The sequence below is a fragment of the Herpetosiphon gulosus genome, assembly GCF_039545135.1.
Lineage (GTDB): Bacteria > Chloroflexota > Chloroflexia > Chloroflexales > Herpetosiphonaceae > Herpetosiphon > Herpetosiphon gulosus.
On record NZ_BAABRU010000003.1, the window covers coordinates 286,784 to 302,461 of the forward strand.

Consider the following 15,678-nt stretch of genomic DNA (forward strand, 5'->3'; position numbering starts at 1 on the left):
TGCTATGCTACTCCATGTAGAGTTAAAATAATCTTAGATCGCTGCAAAACTGCGATAGTGTACCATAAAACAGGTTGTTACGCAAAAAATCAACCCAACGCCACGTTAAATGGGCGCTGGGTCGGTCGTTTTAGCGCCATTCGTTAATCAAGATAGCCACGTAATTTCTTGCCAAGGTGAGGGTGACGTAGTTTACGCAAGGCCACCGCTTCGATTTGGCGAATCCGTTCGCGGGTAATGCCAAATTCGAGTCCAACTTCTTCGAGGGTGCGGTAGCGGCCATCTTTGAGGCCATAGCGCAATTGAATTATTTTGCGTTCGCGCTCAGGCAATTTTTGCAAAACTTCTTCAATTTGTTCGCGCAACATGGTCATGGCGGCAGCATCAACTGGGGTTGAAACCCGATCATCCTCGATGAAATCGCCCATGCGACCTTCGCCTTCTTGGCCAACTGGCATTTCTAGCGAAAGTGGGTGCATCGAGGCTTCCAAGGTGCGGCGCACTTTCGAGGCGGTAATGCCCATGGCTTCGGCAATTTCTTCGGGCGTTGGTTCGCGCTGCATGGTTTGTTGCAACTTATGCGATGTTCGCTTGACTTGGCTAATCGCCTCGCCCATATGCACAGGCAAGCGGATGGTGCGGCTTTGATCGGCGATTGCCCGCGTAATTGCTTGGCGAATCCACCAAGTCGCGTAGGTTGAGAACTTATGGCCTTTGGTGTAATCGAATTTCTCAACGGCCCGCATCAAGCCAATATTGCCCTCTTGTACCAAATCCATCATGGTCAAGCCATACGAGGTATATTTTTTGGCAATCGAAACCACCAAACGCAAGTTGGCCTGAATTAAATGTTGGCGGGCTGCTCGACCAGTATCAATATGGCGTTTTAACGAAATTCGATCGCCATGTTCCAGCATGCCGTCATCTTGCAGCAAAGTATCGTTGGCGGCGTGAGCCACTTCCATCTTCTTGGCGAGATCGACTTCTTCCGCCGCAGTCAGCAAGGGTACTTGACCAATTTCTTGCAAGTACATGCGCACTGGGTCATCAAGCGCAATATCCGAAAGATCAGGCAAGGCTCCGTCAAGGTCGTGATCGCTATCAAGATCTAAATCGAGATCAAGGTCGGCAACGTTGGGCGCTTCATCTGCATCAACAACCTCGATCCCCGCTTCTTCGATTTGTTCGTAGAGGCTTTCGAGGGCTTCGATATTCGTTTCTGGCTCTGGCAACACGCTGAGAATGTCTTCGCGTTTGATGCGGTTTTGATTTTTTGCCGCAAGCTCCAGTAGCTTGTCAATCATTGAAATGGCTCCTCCGAGGTTGAGTCGCAGGCAAGATGTTTTTATCTAAACTAATGATCGAACGCCGCCCCCCAAGCATCGGCACGAGGCGCGGCGACAGTTTATCTATACATGCCTGAATGCTAAGGCAAATTGTGGCAATCTCATCGCGGTACTGTGCGTGCTGTGATGCCGTCGCTCCTAGGGAACAACAGCATTTAGCCACTCGTTTCACTATAGCATTGTTCCTAGTTGATCGTCAACCCTCTCGAAGTACTTTTTAACTAGCAATCTCCATCTTTTGACTGATTAGGTTTAGGAAAAATGGATTATTGCATGCTTAAAATAATTCGTCAGCTTCTTGATCGATCAGTTCGGGGGTGCGCGGTCGTGAGCTTGGCCCACGTCGATTCCCCTGCATCATCGCTTCATAAAAAGCTTTATCATAGGCGCGGGTGCGCATCACCACTGGCATCGGCACAGCATGACCCAACATCATGGCTTGCTGGCGCGAATCAAGCGAGGCCAACACGGTTTTCAAGCCTTTCGAGCCACCAACGCCCATAAATACCGCATCAATATCACGATCATCGTTGAGCAAGGCGGTAATCCGCGAGCCAAGCTGGCTCATTACTTCGTTATCAATCGATGATGGCCGTTGATCAACTACCAGCAACGTCACCGAATATTTGCGCAATTCACGGGCAATTTTGCCGAAAATCGTCTGCTTAGCAAGGCTGGGCGTAAGAAAATTATGCGCTTCTTCGATTGTAATCATCAGTTGTGGTGGTTTATCGCTGGATTTTTTTGTGGCAAGGAAGGTTTCGGTACGCCGCACCCACTCATCATAAATCAGGCGCGTCAGAATATTTGAAACCAGCATATAGGCCAATTCACTACGGTATTGACCAAACTCCACCACCACATTTTTGCCCGCTAACAAGGCATCAATAATTTGGCGAATTGATGATTGGCTAGATTTGCGGGTGACAAATTTGAGCTGCTCAAGCTGGGCTAATTTGCGCGAAAGTGCCGACATCGACGACATATTCGCGCCAGTTGATTCAACAAATTCTTTCAATTGTTCGGTATCTAATTCACGCAGCTTTTGAATCCAATCATCGCCAAAACGTTGGGCACAAATAAAGGCCGATTCTGCCGCAGTGGGATTAAGATTAAGTGCGTCTTGCAATAACAAAATATCATCAACTCGAATTTCATTCAGGCCGATCGTAATCTCACCATCGTATTTTACCCCGCGCCGCCGCGACGATTCAGGATCGAGGCTGTAAATATAAACTTGACCAGGAAAAAGCTGCGATAAGCCTTTAACTTCTTGAATCTTATCCTCGGTTGTGCCGCTCCAGCCATATTCGGAGTGCATATCAAAAATCAAATTGCTAGCAGCATTATGTTTAATCACGCCACATAATAATAAACGCGTTAAGAATGATTTACCTGTACCTGACTTGCCAAACACGCCATTCGAGCGCTCAACAAAACGCGCCAAATCAATACAAACAGGCACATCCATATCAAGCGGCGTGCCCATTTGAAACTTACCATCGCCCTCAGCCCCAAAAACCAAGCCAAAATCATCTTCGCTGGCCTCATAAATTGGCGCAAAATGGGCCGGAATAGTCTTGACTGGACGGGGCGTTTCGAGTGAATCTTCGGGCAACATCAATTGGGGAGTTAATTTAAATGTGCCATAGGTATTACGTCCAGCCAAAATCTCACGCAACAACGGGTGCTCATCATCCGGCGGATCAGCCAAAATCGAAAGGCTAGTTGCAGCCAATTGCACATCAGTCAACATTGAAAAAAAGCGATTATGGCGGCCTTGTACCACCATAAATTGACCAACGCGCAAACGCTCAATCTCGTAGCGTTCATCTAAACGGGCAGTTAAGCCTTCCAATAACGAGCCACTGGTTACTAGCCCAATCCGTGTTGCATGTGCCATACTCAAAAACTCCGTACAAACTCGGTAACTCATTTTAGCACATCTGCGCGACTGCAACAACGCAGGTTTGCTGGTCAGGTTTTGATCCACGAAGGACACGAACAGCACGAAGGGTTAGGGGTCAGGAGTCAGGGACTAGGGATCAGAGGGGTCAGGAGTCAGGGGCTAGGGATCAGAAGGGAGCAGATTTGAATTAGCTAGCCCAATCAGCAATCCTGATCCCTAATTACTAGACCCTGATCCCTCACTCAACATGGTTCACATCTTGCTAGAAGCGTGGAGCCTTTTTCAAAATACAGTTGATCGCTAGGATACAATAGAGCCAAAGCCGATCAACAAGTTAAGAGCAGTATCGCCGCTTGGTGCAAGGAGCAATCAGCTTATGCAAGCACATGCCGGTCAATCGTTGATTCAACTTCAACAGGTGACAAAGCGTTTTGGCGATCGCGACGTGGTGCGCGATGTTTCATGGAATATTCAGCCTGGCGAGATTTTTGGGATCGTCGGGCCGTCAGGTTGTGGCAAAACCACCACAGTCCGCTTGATGACGGGCGTGTATATCCCAACATCTGGCTCGGTCAGCGTATTGGGCAAAAATCCAGCCACCTTCAAGGCCCGCGATCGTGAGCAATTGGGCTATATGCCGCAACTCTTCGTGCTGTACCCCAATCTGAATGTGGTTGAAAATATGCGCTTTGCCGCCTCGATGTATGGCGTTTCGCTGACTAAACGCCGCAAACGAATTGATGAATTATTGAACTTTGTTGAGCTTGATCAGGCTCGCCGCACCTTGGCTGGCAATATTTCTGGTGGCATGCAACGGCGTTTACAATTAGCCGCCGCCTTGGTGCACGAGCCAGAATTATTATTTGTTGATGAGCCAACCGCTGGCATTGACCCAGTGCTGCGTGGCCGCTTCTGGGATCAATTTCAAGAACTCAAGGCCATGGGCAAATCACTGGTCGTCACCACTCAATATGTCAACGAAGTTGCCTATTGTGATCGGGTGGCAGTGATGCGCGATGGTCAATTATTGCTGGTCGATACGCCCGATGGCTTGCGCCGCCGCGCCTTAGGTAGCGATGTGCTAACAATTCGGGTTGATGCTGACGATCTGCGCAGTGCTGTGCGAATTTTGAGCCGCCATCAGTTGGTTTTGGGGATTGAACGCCCACACAATGCACCGCTGGGCAGCATGATGGTCTATGTTGATGATGCCAGCACGGCATTGCCTGAATTACTCGCCGCTCTCGCCACCGATCCAACCATCGACACCCGCCAAGTTGGCGAATATAACCCACCATTCGACGATATTTTCATCACGTTGATGGAGCGGCTTGAGCAACCAGAACCCAAGGAGCAGAGCAATGGTTAAAGATTTAGTGCGCATCTTTGCGTTCTGTGCCAAAGAATTAAATGCAGTACGACGACAACCCTTGCTTTTGGTTGGCTTGATCATCGGGCCATTTCTGATTCTCTCCTTGTTTGGGGTCGGTTATCAAGGCGAACAACCTAAATTACGTACAGGCATCGTCGTGCCACCAGGCCATCGCGACGATCCGCAAGTAACTGAATTGCTCAAGCGCATCAGCAATACCTTTGTAATTGATGCGGAGCGGCATATTTATGAAAGTGAGGAGCCAGCGGTCGCCGCGCTCAACAACGACGAGCTAGATTTGGTCGAAATTTTCCCGTTGGAGATGACCACGGTCTACTCCACGGGCAAGGCGGTTGATATTCGTTTTATCTATAGCGAAGTTGACCCATTGCTACGCTCGTGGATCGAATATCTCTCGTACACCCAAATTAACGAATTGAACAAAGGCATGTTGTTTAGCGTGGTAGGTCAGAGCCAGCAGCAAATTGGCACATTGCGCGATTATGTTAGCGACGCTCGCCAGCAAATTAGCCAATTGCGCGAACAACTCAATAGCAACAAACGCGACGAAGCTCGCCAAACTATCAAAACATTACGCGAATCGGGAGCCTTGCAATTAATTGCCTTATCAATGACCCAAAATGGAGCCAGCGAAACCAGCAGCTCAACCCAAAGCCTTAGCTCATTCCAAGCCTCGCTTGATAGTCTTGATCGCGATTTGGCCGCAGGCGGAACCTTGGAGCAACAAGATCAAAAATTAGCTGAACTTGATACGCGGCTCGGCGAGCTTGATCAACAGGCTGATCGAGTACAGGCGATCGATCCAGCGGTGGTAGTTTCGCCGTTGCGCTCGGTTGCCAACAATCTTGCGCCAATCGAAAGCCTTGGCGATATTACCAAAGATCCAGCGACGGCCTATGTGCGTTTTTATACCCCAGCAGTTTTGGCACTCTTGCTGCAACATATGATGGTGACCTTAGCAGGCTTGTCGCTGGTACGTGAGTTGCAACAAGGCTCGCTTGAGATGTTTCGGGTTTCGCCGCTCTCAGCCTTCCAAACCTTGATTGGCAAATATGCCAGCTACACGATTTTGGCGGCAGTGATTGTCAGTGTGTTGGTCTCGTTAATGGTGTTTGGGTTAGGCGTGCCCTTCTACACTGGCCAATTGCTCAATTTTGCCTTATTGACATTTATGCTGACGATCGCCTCGCTGGGGATTGGCTTTTTGATCTCGTCGGTAGTTAGCACTGATAGCCAAGCAGTCCAATTCTCGATGTTGGTATTGCTCATGTCGGTGTTCTTCAGCGGCTTCTTCATCTCGTTAAAATCGTTTTTGCCGTTTGTGCAGAATATTGCCCGAGGATTGCCCGTAACCCATGGCATCGCCAATTATCAACAAATTATGTTGCTCAACCGTGCGCCAGCAGCTAGCACCTATATCTGGCTTGGTGGAATAGCCTTGGTATCCTTTTTGCTTAGTTGGTTGATATTCGGTCGTCAATTTCAACGCAAATAGCGACACGGTTTATCAAGCACATAAGTTGGAGGAACCGCAATGTTTAGACATTTCTTCAAAACGATCTGGATGGCTGCCAAATATTTCCTTTTGGGGCTAGCAACCGCCGCCCTAACTGCGCCACAAACTGGCGCAGAAAGCCGTCAACTCTTGAAAAAACGCATCTTAGGTTTGTTTGATCAAACACTGCCAACCACACCCAGCAGCAACGATCATACAGAAGATGGTGCAGCATCGCTCGATAAGCAAGAATATTGGCAAAATGGTGCTGAAAAATATAGCGTGTTGTAGGGAGGGGCTATGTTTCCACTAGGCGACGATAACTCCAAATTACAGCGGCGCGGCTATGTAACCTATGGCCTGATTGCGCTCAACGTGCTGGTATTCCTGTATGAATTTTCGTTGGGCAGCGAAAGCCAAGCCTTGCAAGATTTTATTATGACCTGGGGCGCAGTGCCCGAACGAATCGCTGCTGGCGATGGCTTGATCACCTTATTGACTTCGATGTTTTTGCACGGTGGTTGGGCACACTTAATTGGTAATATGCTGTTTCTGTTTGTTTTTGGCGATAATGTTGAAGATGCCTTTGGCCATGCCAAATACTTAGCTTTTTATCTGATTACTGGATTAATTGCCACGGCGGCACACATTCTGCTTAATCTCAATTCAGCAAGCGCTGGAATTCCCAGCGTCGGTGCATCAGGGGCGATTTCGGGCGTACTCGGAGCCTATATCGTGATGTTTCGTAGCAATTCAGTCAAAGTCTTGCTCGGGCGTTTCGTTCAAACGGTTCCAGCTTGGATGATGATTGGTTTGTGGGCAGTGCAGCAATTTGTTGCAACCTTTGCCACAATCACCACAACCAGCCAAACCAGCGGCGGTGTTGCCTATGCTGCTCACGCTGGTGGATTCATCGCTGGAGTTGTGATTGGCTTTGTGCTAAGCCGCATTCAACCAGCTCCGCAATTAGCCCAGCGCCGTAAAGCCTAATTAATATTGGAGGAATTGATAATGAGCAATCAAGAAAACAATCATGATGAACGTGGTTTTGGCGAAAAAGCCAAAGATTTTATTCAAAATTTGTTTGATCGCGATGAAACGCCAAAGGAGCAACCAACGACCGAAGAATCGCATAAACCACGCGATCGTGGCATTACTGAATATACCAAAGATTTTGTCAGCAACGTTTTTGGCAATGATCGCGCTCACGAACGGCGTGAAGAAGGCGAAGCTAATACCCCTCACGATCGTGGTATCGTTGAATATACCAAAGATTTTGTCGGTGGCTTAGTTGGTCGTGATCGCGACGAAGATCCAACCAACACCGCAGTTGAAAAAGCTCGTGAGCAAAACGAACGTCAACAAGGCCAATAAATTTAATTAAGTTAAAAAGCAACGCAATCGGTTAACATCGATTGCGTTGTTTGTTTAATGCTGTAAGAGCAGATCAATCACTTGCACCGCCATCGCTTCGTGCAATGGTTCGCCCGTTACCAGCAAGCGTAGAAAAAATGGCCCAATCAACATCTCTAGAAAAATTTGGGCATTGATTGTTGCTGGCAATTCGCCGCGAACGATCGCTCGCTCAACCAACACTGCAAATTGATCGACCCAAATGCCCCACACCGCTTGACGCGCCTCAGCCGCTTCGACCAGATTAGAAACATCAACACAAGCCCGACCCAGCGCTTCGCCCTCTGGCGATTGTAAATAGCGCACCAAACTGGGTAAAAAGCTCAACACATCCTCGCGAAACGAGCCAGTATCAGGATTTGGCACATGCTGATCGAACAAAGCCAGCACGGTATCTGCCACTAACATGGCCTTGGTTTTCCAGCGTCGATAAATTGAGGTTTCATGCACGCCTGCGCGTTGAGCTACATCAGCGATGCGCAATTGCGCATAGCCTTGCTCGAACAATAATTCGCCTGTGGCTTGCAACACCGCCGCATGCACCTTGGCACTGCGCCCGCCTGGACGTTGGCGATGCAACAACGATTGATAAACAGTCGGCTCATCAGACCCCTCAGATGGCGCAGATTTCATGGGTTCGATCCTTCCACAGCTAATGCAAGAGACTTGCATTAAGCCAAAAAGTACTCTATAGTAAAGCGTAATGCAAGAGAGTTGCGTTTACAGACGCAAACAATTCATGGCGATAAAGGGAGCATACCATGGATGAATACACGATCAGCGTTCAGGGTACGGTTGGCCTAGAGGCGATTCGGGTTTTGCAACGCAGCACTGGCGCTGAACAATTTATCGCATGGCATGGCATCACTGCCGTTAATCGGTTTTGGTTGTGGGATGCACTTTGGCCCCATGGAGAGGTGCAATTGGTCGGTTTACCTGGCCATGGAGCCGTGCCCAACCAACCCAACCAGCAATGGAGCCGCTGGACCCAAGAACATCTGATTGAAACTGGAATCGCCAGCCTCAAAAAGCTCAATAACGGCAAACCTGCGACGATCATCGGCCACTCCACTGGCGGCTTAATCGCCTTGGGAATTGCCCACCGAGCGCCAGAGTTAGTCAAACGCCTGATCGTGCTTTCGCCAGTTGTTTGGTCGGAATTAACTGGGATTGTGAGTTTATGGCAACGGTTTGTCGGCCAGCCCAGCTTGCTCAAAGCGATTATTCATAGCTCGCTGGGCTTAGGCCGCTGTAGCCATTGGGCTTTTTCCAAATCACTGGTGGCCTTCATCAAAGATCGCCAAGGCTTTTATAGTAATCCCAAAGTGGTGAAAACAATTCGCGATGGCTACGAGCAAATGCAACAAACCCCGATTGCTGGCATTGCAGGCATCACCACCGTGCTTAAACAGGCCGATATTCGTCCGTTGATTATGGCCAAACCAACCACGGTTCCAACATTAATTGTGCATGGCCAGCACGATCCAATTGTGCCATTTAAACAGTCCCAATGGCTTAAACTCAATATTCCCCACGCTGATTTGGTGGCGATTCCTCATGTTGGTCATTTACCGTATGCCGAACAAGAGAATTATGTCAACAAAGAGGTCGTTAATTGGCTTGAAAAAACTAGCTAGCATGCATCCAATTCGCAGGCCATTGGCTATAATACGCTAGATTGAGCAAGCATCAGGAGCGTTTATGCGTTGGCTTATGCGTTTATCGGTATGGGAATGGATTGCCCTGATTACAATAATGGGTTGGCTATGGCAACGAATCAGCAGCCGTAGCAGTTATCAAACTGCGCCCCAACAGCGTTGGTTAATTGATACTTGCGTCATCATCACTGTCTTAGCATTGCTTGGCGGTGCGATTTGGCAAATTCGTTGGTTAGGGTTAGTGGCATTTGGGGCGGCGGCGCTTGGGCTAGGCTTGGGCATTCGCAATTGGCTTTTGACCTTGCGCGGCTGGTTTGGCAATTTTTTCAGTCGCAAATAATTGAGATTTGGCTATAATACAGCAGGTCTTTTATTGGAGATAATCCTTGTGAAGCGCTTTTTGGCTAGCCTGCGCCCCTTGATTCAGCAATTGCCCTATCGATTTCCGCGTGCCTATGATCTGCTGGTGCATCATGGGATTTTTCGCTGGCTGGGCATGACTGGCTCAGAACAAACTGCATTGGTCGCCAAAGCCTTGCAACATGAAGGTTGGGCCATCGAAGCGCCAATCGGCACAGGTCGGTTGACCATCGATTTATATGCCCAACGCCCCAATTTACAGGTGGTTGGCATCGATTTGGCAATGCCAATGCTCCAAGCGGCCCAAGCTGAACTAGCTAACAAAGGCATTATCAATGTGCATTTAATTTGTGCTGATATGACTGCCTTACCTTTTCATGCTGATCAATTCATCCAAATTGTGACATTAAATGGCTTGCAGGTCGTGCCGCATGCTGAAACATTAATTGATGAATTATTGCGCGTTGCTGAAGATGGTTGCGCCATTGCTGGCACTGCCACGGTTGATATTGGGCTAGAACCACGGGGCGGCGTACAGCGCTGGCTCGTCCGCAGCGGCATGATCAACAAACTGAACCCTGAGCAATTACATGAAATTATTAGCCTGACCTGGAGCAAGCTGAGCGCCAATCGGCGTGGCGCGGTCTACAATTTTCTACGTCCTCGGCTTGATCGCGCTACCGGCGAGCCAATCGATATTAAATAAATTACCAAATCGCTAAACCTCAAAAGGCTCTCGGTTCTGATATAGAAATCTTGAACCAAGAGCCTCACGTTTTTAGCTGCAATTATGGCAAAATTGGTACAGCTACCACACGGAAGGTTTGCTCGCCCGATTTTACCAAGGTTGGAGCGCCAGCAAAGGCGACGAGCGCCGCAGCTTCGCTATCGGTTACCACATTGCCTTCGCGCAACTCAGCCTTGAATGTCCAATCTTGGGCAGTCGCAATTTCTTCAGCGCCTGCTGGTTCCAAGTAAATCGTTGCACCTTGGGCTTGATAGGGCTTGGTTTGGACTTGCATCAAGCCTTCAACTGTATTCAAACCTTTGCGGAATTGAGCAAAACGGCGTTGGCCATCAGCATTCAAGCCTGAGCGTTGTTCAGAAAATGCAGCATAAGCTTGGGCACTGCACGAACGCTCGCTCAAATTCACCGTTAAAGTGGTTACATTGGCATCAGAGATCATCGGCTCGGGATCGCCTAGTGGCGTGTCAAGACAGAAAGCTTGATCAGCGCCAAGCAGATCGTTGAGCAATTGCTGAATTTGGGTTTCGTTTAATGTGGTTTGTTGCCACAGCAATTTACTATCTGCATCATAATATTGATAGATTAATTCGCCATTACCATACAAGCGAAACTGTGGCACAGACAATAATTTGTTGTACAACGGAGTGACAAAGCCACCCTCATTGCGCAATTCTACGATGGTTACCGCTGCACTCGGATCATAAGCAAAGCCGCTGGCAACCGCCGGAGTAGCAGTTACAATCGTTTGGACTGTGGGAACGTTGGTTGCGGTGGTTTGGTTACCACAGGCAGCCAAAACTAAAAGGGCAACAATTGCCATAATTCGTCGAAGCACTGGAAGGTTCCTTTCAACTGATGTTGTTTATGCTAGACTAACGCCACGTGAATCGTAAAAGTTCCCAGAGCGAAATCTGGTACAATCGAGGCAGCAATGGCAAAACCTAAATCGCAGCCAAATCGGCTGGGTTATGCAATCGGTAGTGGAATTTTCAGTGGCATGATGGCAAGTATGGTTGGTTGGGTGCTCAAGATCGATCAACCAGTGCTGATCGTCGTGCTATTGCTCTCGGTCATCGGCGGGGCAATTATGGGCTACCGTTCGCGCCAGTAGTAATTGTGAGGATGCTATGTCGTTAACTCCTGAACAAGTGCGCCAAGTGGCTCACTTAGCTCGTTTAAAATTGGATGAGGATGAGATGGAACGCATGCGTTTGCAGCTTTCCTCGATTCTTGATCATATTGAGATGTTGCAAGCAATTGATGTGACCGATGTGCCCATTACCGCGCAAGTGACCGATTTGACCAATGTCTCGCGGGTTGATGCAGTCACATCGAGTTTGCCAGTTGATGCAGCACTGGCCAACGCGCCCGATCGTCAAGGCGATTATTTCCGTGTGAAAGCCGTGTTTGAGGAATAATCGTTACCTCAACTCAACCCCTCTCTTGTGAGCAAACAGGAGAGGGGCTTTACTTTAGGAGCAGCGTATGTTTGATGCTCAGTTAATTGGTTACACGCTCGCCGTCGCCTTATTAACCATCACGCCTGGGGCTGATACGCTGTTGGTTATGCGCAATGTTTTAGCACGTGGCCGCAAAGCTGGGATTCTGGCGACGCTCGGCGTTAGCTCAGGCCTGTTCATCCATGCACTGCTCTCAAGCCTCGGCTTATCGTTGATTTTGACTCGCTCAGCGCTGGCATTTAGTGTGGTCAAATGGGCGGGAGCACTCTACTTATGTTATCTTGGCTTACAATCGCTGCGTAGCGCCTTCAAACCCAATCAACCAACCAGCGAATTGTCAAGCACTACTGAGCCAAGCCTCAACCCATGGCATGCCTACCGCGAAGGCTTGATTACCAACGTCTTGAACCCCAAAGTTGCCCTGTTTTATTTGGCCTTCCTACCCCAATTCATTCGCTCGAATGATCCAGTGCTATTACGCTCATTGCTGTTAACTTCAATTCATTTTGTGCTTGGCATCGTTTGGCTAGGCCTGATTACCCTAAGTTTGGATAAAATGCGCAGTTGGATGCTCAAGCCACGGGTACGGGCTTGGATCGAAGGCAGTACGGGGCTAATTCTATTTGGCTTTGGCATCCGCTTGGCACTATCCAAACGTTAACGCAACAATTCAGAGCTGGCTGCCGTATCATCCACAGCAAACCAAACGGGGGTTTACCCGTTCTAGGAGGTTCTGATGAAAAATCAACGCAATACCATGATGACCGTTGGAACGGTAGTCGTTGTTGTAGTTGCGATCGTATTACTGATTATGATTGCCAATATTGCCGCCAATGTTGTGGGGGCGCTGGTACCACTGATTACTGGCAGTTTATTACTCTTCGGCAATCGCACCGAATTGATGAGCTTGTTACGAACTCGTAACTTGGGGCTTAATTCGCTAAATGTGTTGATTGGGATTTCGCTCGTGCTCTTTGGTGCTGGGCAGACGCTCTTCGGCGAAACGTTCTTACGTATTCTGTTCTACATTCCAGCAGTGATCTGTTTAGCTCTAGCAGCACCATTGGCCTTTGGCAAAACTGATACCAGCGCAACTTATCGCGCTTGGTGGAATAGCATTCGCAGCAAGGTGCGCCGCAAACCAAGCACACCAAGCGTGATCAACACCGGTTTTGAGCCAGCGGTCAACAACACGCCACCAACCAGCCAAGCACCCTATGCCCAAGCGCCAAACTATAATCCTGCGCCAAGCCCACAGGCCAATTTCGACCCAATGACCGGCCAGCGTACGGTCAAACTTGATCCTAACGAGATCAATAACCCAAGCGTTCGTCAATAACATCCTCGCATCATTCCTGTCACGTAGAACCTGATGAGCAATCGTCAGGTTCTCGATGTTTAATAAAGGATTTACTGATGCAAAAGATCGCTTTGATCACTGGGGCAAGCGGTGGAATTGGTCAAGCTATCACGCAAGGGCTCGCAGAACATGGCTGGCAGACGGTTTTGATAGCCCGCGAGCCAACCAAACTCAATCAAACAGTCCAAGTCTTGCAGAACCAAGGCCATCGCAGTATTGGTTTTAGTGCTGATGTCCGCGACTCCGAAGCAGTTCAACGGGTACTTACCACCGTCATGGATGAGGTAGGAACACCAAGTGCCGTGATCAATCTTGCGGGAGTGCTTGGGCCATTTGGCCAATTTCACGATCTCGATCTGGCTCAACTGCGGGCAATGTGCGATACGATCTGGTGGGGGACACTCAATCTCTGTCATGCGGTTATTCCAGCAATGATCGAGCGCGGTGGCGGCTCCATTATTAATATTGCTGGCTATGGCGCAGTTGAAGCATCGCCACGACTGGCAGCGTATGGGGCAATCAAGGCCGCAATTGTGCGCTTGAGCGAAACGCTGGCGATGGAATTGAAGCGCCAAAAGATTCGGGTTAATTGTATTGGGCCAGGCCTTGTTGCAACCAAACTGAGCACCGAGCTTGAGAGCACGCCCGAGGCCCAACGCTTTGCTGATGGGATGGTCAAAATGGCCCAAACCAAAGGGGTTTCTGGGCAGGAGGCCGCTAAATTAGTGCGCTGGCTGCTTGCTGAGGATAATCCACTCACTGGACGGTTGATTACAGTCCACGATGACTATGAGCAATTAAGTTCGCAACTGGTGGAAATCAATCATAGCAGTCGTTATACTTTACGCCGTATTAATGATTAAGTGGGCAGGCCGCTCAGTTGGCGTACTGAACGGCCTTTGGGTTTAATTACCAAGCACCATCAAGGCCATGGGGATACAAGGCTACTTTGGCAGCCTCGCCGCGCAGCATCAATTCAAATGCGGTTTCAAATTCTTCCAAGGGCAAGTGATGAGTAATAATCGGACGTAAATCGACTTTATTGCCAGCCACCAAGGCTTGGGTTTGATACCATGTTTCAAACATTTTGCGGCCTGAAACGCCGTACACGGTCGCGCCTTTGAACACCACATGGTTGGCAAGATCGAAATCGGGCAAGCCGTTGGGAGGTAAACCCAGCAGCGAGGCAAAACCACCATAGCGCAACGAACGAAAGCCCTGATCAATCGCACTAGGATGACCCGACATTTCGAGCAATACATCAACGCCTTCGCCTTCGGTCGCTGCTAGCACATGATGTACCACATCGTCGCGTGAATCCAAGGCATGAGTTGCGCCCATGGTTCGAGCCATTTCCAAGCGCTTGGGGTTGATATCGGTAGCGAAAATTTGCTTGGCTCCTGCGGCATGGGCGATTCCCACCGCAAACAAACCAATCGGGCCACAACCAGTCACCAAAACATTGCGGGTCGAAAGGTTAGTTGCCAAGGCCGTATGCACCGCATTGCCAAATGGCTCTTGGGCCGCAGCCAAAGCAGGCGGCATATTGGGGTCGTTGCGCCAAACATTGACCGCCGGAACTGCAATATATTCAGCAAAACAACCAGGCCGATCAACCCCGATAATTTCGACGTTGCGGCAAATGTGGGCTGCGCCAGTGCGACACTGATAGCAATAGCCACACACAATATGAGTTTCAGCGGAGACAAAATCGCCAACCTTGACCATGGTTACATCGCTGCCCACTTCGACTACATCGCCAGCCAATTCATGGCCGAAAATCATCGGTGCTTTGAAGCGGCTTTGGGCCCACGGGTCCCATTTATAAATATGCAAATCGGTGCCACAAATCGTCGAGGCTCGCACCCGAATCAGCACTTCATCACGCTTTAGCTGAGGAATCGGCGCAGTGATCAGCTTGGCTCCAGGAGCTGCCGATGGCTTTTGCACCGCCCGCATCGTATTATTTGGCATAGTTTGGTCTCCTCGTTGAAACCCATGGACGATCGTTTCTAGTTTGCATTGTTTCACCCAAATAGCATTTGATTCATTGGCACGAAGGTTTCGGGCAGTAGGTTGACAATCACCAACACAACTGGCCCCCAATATTCTGCCAAGGTTGATTGTTGAATTGCATCGATGATCCCAATTTGGGGTAATCCAATGCAGCCTGCCAAGCAAGCCCCAATCAGTACAATCCCTTGCACTAACCCCAACACCGCCCCAATCACATGATCAGCGCGGCCCAAAAACAACAGCCCAACTTTGAGGCGTAGCCACGTTGCTATCGCACTAACCAAGGCTGTTACTGCCAACAAACTCAGCAAAAACGCAAAAACGCTAATAAAGCCCGGCGCGGTCGCAGGAATCAGGCTGATCAGCAGATCGGTCACGCTGGGATAAATTCGTCCGGCAATCGCGATCGCGGTAATCAGCCCCGCCAATGCCAGCAACTGACGAATGGTGCCCCAGTAGAAACCGAGCACGCTATACCACAGCAAAATGCCGATCAAGACCCAATCAAGAATCGTCAAAC

At 49.2% G+C, this 15,678-nt stretch carries 19 protein-coding genes; 13 read left to right on the forward strand and 6 right to left on the reverse strand.

What is annotated here, in order from left to right; genetic code table 11:
- Positions 1 to 143: 143 nt before the first annotated feature.
- Both rpoD and ABEB26_RS05235 read right to left on the reverse strand, forming a co-directional pair.
- A complete protein-coding gene (gene rpoD / locus ABEB26_RS05230) occupies positions 144 to 1,304 on the reverse strand; it encodes an RNA polymerase sigma factor RpoD (RefSeq protein ID WP_345720913.1) in 1,161 nt (386 codons plus the stop codon).
- 319 nt (positions 1,305 to 1,623) lie between these two features.
- Positions 1,624 to 3,249 (reverse strand): helicase HerA domain-containing protein, encoded by a 1,626-nt coding sequence (locus ABEB26_RS05235; protein WP_345720914.1) that lies wholly within the window; start codon positions 3,247 to 3,249, stop codon positions 1,624 to 1,626.
- 382 nt (positions 3,250 to 3,631) lie between these two features.
- Here ABEB26_RS05235 and ABEB26_RS05240 point away from each other — a divergent pair, with 382 nt between their 5' ends.
- Genes ABEB26_RS05240 through ABEB26_RS05260 form a run of 5 tightly spaced genes read left to right on the forward strand, consistent with a single transcriptional unit; the run spans position 3,632 to position 7,517 of the window.
- Positions 3,632 to 4,624, forward strand: coding sequence for an ABC transporter ATP-binding protein (locus ABEB26_RS05240; RefSeq protein ID WP_345720915.1), 993 nt, complete (start codon positions 3,632 to 3,634; stop codon positions 4,622 to 4,624).
- Positions 4,617 to 6,143 (forward strand): ABC transporter permease, encoded by a 1,527-nt coding sequence (locus ABEB26_RS05245; RefSeq protein ID WP_345720916.1) that lies wholly within the window; start codon positions 4,617 to 4,619, stop codon positions 6,141 to 6,143. The genes ABEB26_RS05240 and ABEB26_RS05245 overlap by 8 nt, the downstream gene beginning before the upstream one ends.
- Before the next feature lie 39 nt (positions 6,144 to 6,182).
- Positions 6,183 to 6,434, forward strand: a complete 252-nt coding sequence (locus ABEB26_RS05250) for a YtxH domain-containing protein (RefSeq protein WP_012190092.1) — start codon at positions 6,183 to 6,185, stop codon at positions 6,432 to 6,434.
- A gap of 9 nt (positions 6,435 to 6,443) precedes the next feature.
- Positions 6,444 to 7,133 carry a rhomboid family intramembrane serine protease gene (locus ABEB26_RS05255; protein ID WP_345720920.1) on the forward strand — a complete coding sequence of 230 codons (690 nt, stop codon included), beginning with the start codon at positions 6,444 to 6,446 and terminating at the stop codon, positions 7,131 to 7,133.
- Between the two features lie 21 nt (positions 7,134 to 7,154).
- Positions 7,155 to 7,517, forward strand: coding sequence for a hypothetical protein (locus ABEB26_RS05260; RefSeq protein WP_345720921.1), 363 nt, complete (start codon positions 7,155 to 7,157; stop codon positions 7,515 to 7,517).
- A gap of 54 nt (positions 7,518 to 7,571) precedes the next feature.
- On the opposite strand, the gene ABEB26_RS05265 is transcribed toward ABEB26_RS05260, so the two are convergent.
- On the reverse strand, positions 7,572 to 8,189 hold the full coding sequence (locus ABEB26_RS05265) for a TetR/AcrR family transcriptional regulator (protein ID WP_345720922.1): 618 nt from the start codon (positions 8,187 to 8,189) through the stop codon (positions 7,572 to 7,574).
- A 128-nt stretch (positions 8,190 to 8,317) separates the two neighbouring features.
- Here ABEB26_RS05265 and ABEB26_RS05270 point away from each other — a divergent pair, with 128 nt between their 5' ends.
- From ABEB26_RS05270 to ABEB26_RS05280, 3 genes are all read left to right on the forward strand, one after another.
- Positions 8,318 to 9,193, forward strand: coding sequence for an alpha/beta fold hydrolase (locus ABEB26_RS05270; RefSeq protein WP_345720923.1), 876 nt, complete (start codon positions 8,318 to 8,320; stop codon positions 9,191 to 9,193).
- 64 nt (positions 9,194 to 9,257) lie between these two features.
- Positions 9,258 to 9,554, forward strand: coding sequence for a hypothetical protein (locus tag ABEB26_RS05275; protein WP_345720924.1), 297 nt, complete (start codon positions 9,258 to 9,260; stop codon positions 9,552 to 9,554).
- Positions 9,555 to 9,602: 48 nt separating this feature from the next.
- Positions 9,603 to 10,280 (forward strand): class I SAM-dependent methyltransferase, encoded by a 678-nt coding sequence (locus tag ABEB26_RS05280; protein WP_345720925.1) that lies wholly within the window; start codon positions 9,603 to 9,605, stop codon positions 10,278 to 10,280.
- 82 nt (positions 10,281 to 10,362) lie between these two features.
- Here ABEB26_RS05280 and ABEB26_RS05285 read toward each other — a convergent pair whose 3' ends face one another.
- Positions 10,363 to 11,157: a hypothetical protein gene (locus ABEB26_RS05285; RefSeq protein ID WP_345720926.1), complete on the reverse strand. Its 795-nt coding sequence runs from the start codon at positions 11,155 to 11,157 to the stop codon at positions 10,363 to 10,365.
- Positions 11,158 to 11,253: 96 nt separating this feature from the next.
- Between ABEB26_RS05285 and ABEB26_RS05290 the strand changes: the two genes are divergently transcribed.
- From ABEB26_RS05290 to ABEB26_RS05310, 5 genes are all read left to right on the forward strand, one after another.
- Positions 11,254 to 11,433 (forward strand): hypothetical protein, encoded by a 180-nt coding sequence (locus ABEB26_RS05290; protein ID WP_345720927.1) that lies wholly within the window; start codon positions 11,254 to 11,256, stop codon positions 11,431 to 11,433.
- A gap of 16 nt (positions 11,434 to 11,449) precedes the next feature.
- A complete protein-coding gene (gene gatC / locus ABEB26_RS05295) occupies positions 11,450 to 11,740 on the forward strand; it encodes an Asp-tRNA(Asn)/Glu-tRNA(Gln) amidotransferase subunit GatC (protein ID WP_345720928.1) in 291 nt (96 codons plus the stop codon).
- A 67-nt stretch (positions 11,741 to 11,807) separates the two neighbouring features.
- Entirely contained in the window at positions 11,808 to 12,443 is a 636-nt protein-coding gene (locus tag ABEB26_RS05300; RefSeq protein WP_345720929.1) for a LysE family translocator, read from the forward strand.
- A gap of 75 nt (positions 12,444 to 12,518) precedes the next feature.
- Positions 12,519 to 13,121 carry a hypothetical protein gene (locus ABEB26_RS05305; RefSeq protein WP_345720930.1) on the forward strand — a complete coding sequence of 201 codons (603 nt, stop codon included), beginning with the start codon at positions 12,519 to 12,521 and terminating at the stop codon, positions 13,119 to 13,121.
- Between the two features lie 77 nt (positions 13,122 to 13,198).
- Positions 13,199 to 14,005: an SDR family NAD(P)-dependent oxidoreductase gene (locus ABEB26_RS05310; protein WP_345720931.1), complete on the forward strand. Its 807-nt coding sequence runs from the start codon at positions 13,199 to 13,201 to the stop codon at positions 14,003 to 14,005.
- 46 nt (positions 14,006 to 14,051) lie between these two features.
- Here the strand turns inward: ABEB26_RS05310 and tdh are convergent, their stop codons facing one another.
- On the reverse strand, positions 14,052 to 15,116 hold the full coding sequence (gene tdh / locus ABEB26_RS05315) for an L-threonine 3-dehydrogenase (RefSeq protein WP_345720932.1): 1,065 nt from the start codon (positions 15,114 to 15,116) through the stop codon (positions 14,052 to 14,054).
- A gap of 53 nt (positions 15,117 to 15,169) precedes the next feature.
- Positions 15,170 to 15,676: a CvpA family protein gene (locus tag ABEB26_RS05320; RefSeq protein WP_345720934.1), complete on the reverse strand. Its 507-nt coding sequence runs from the start codon at positions 15,674 to 15,676 to the stop codon at positions 15,170 to 15,172.
- Positions 15,677 to 15,678: the final 2 nt, after the last annotated feature.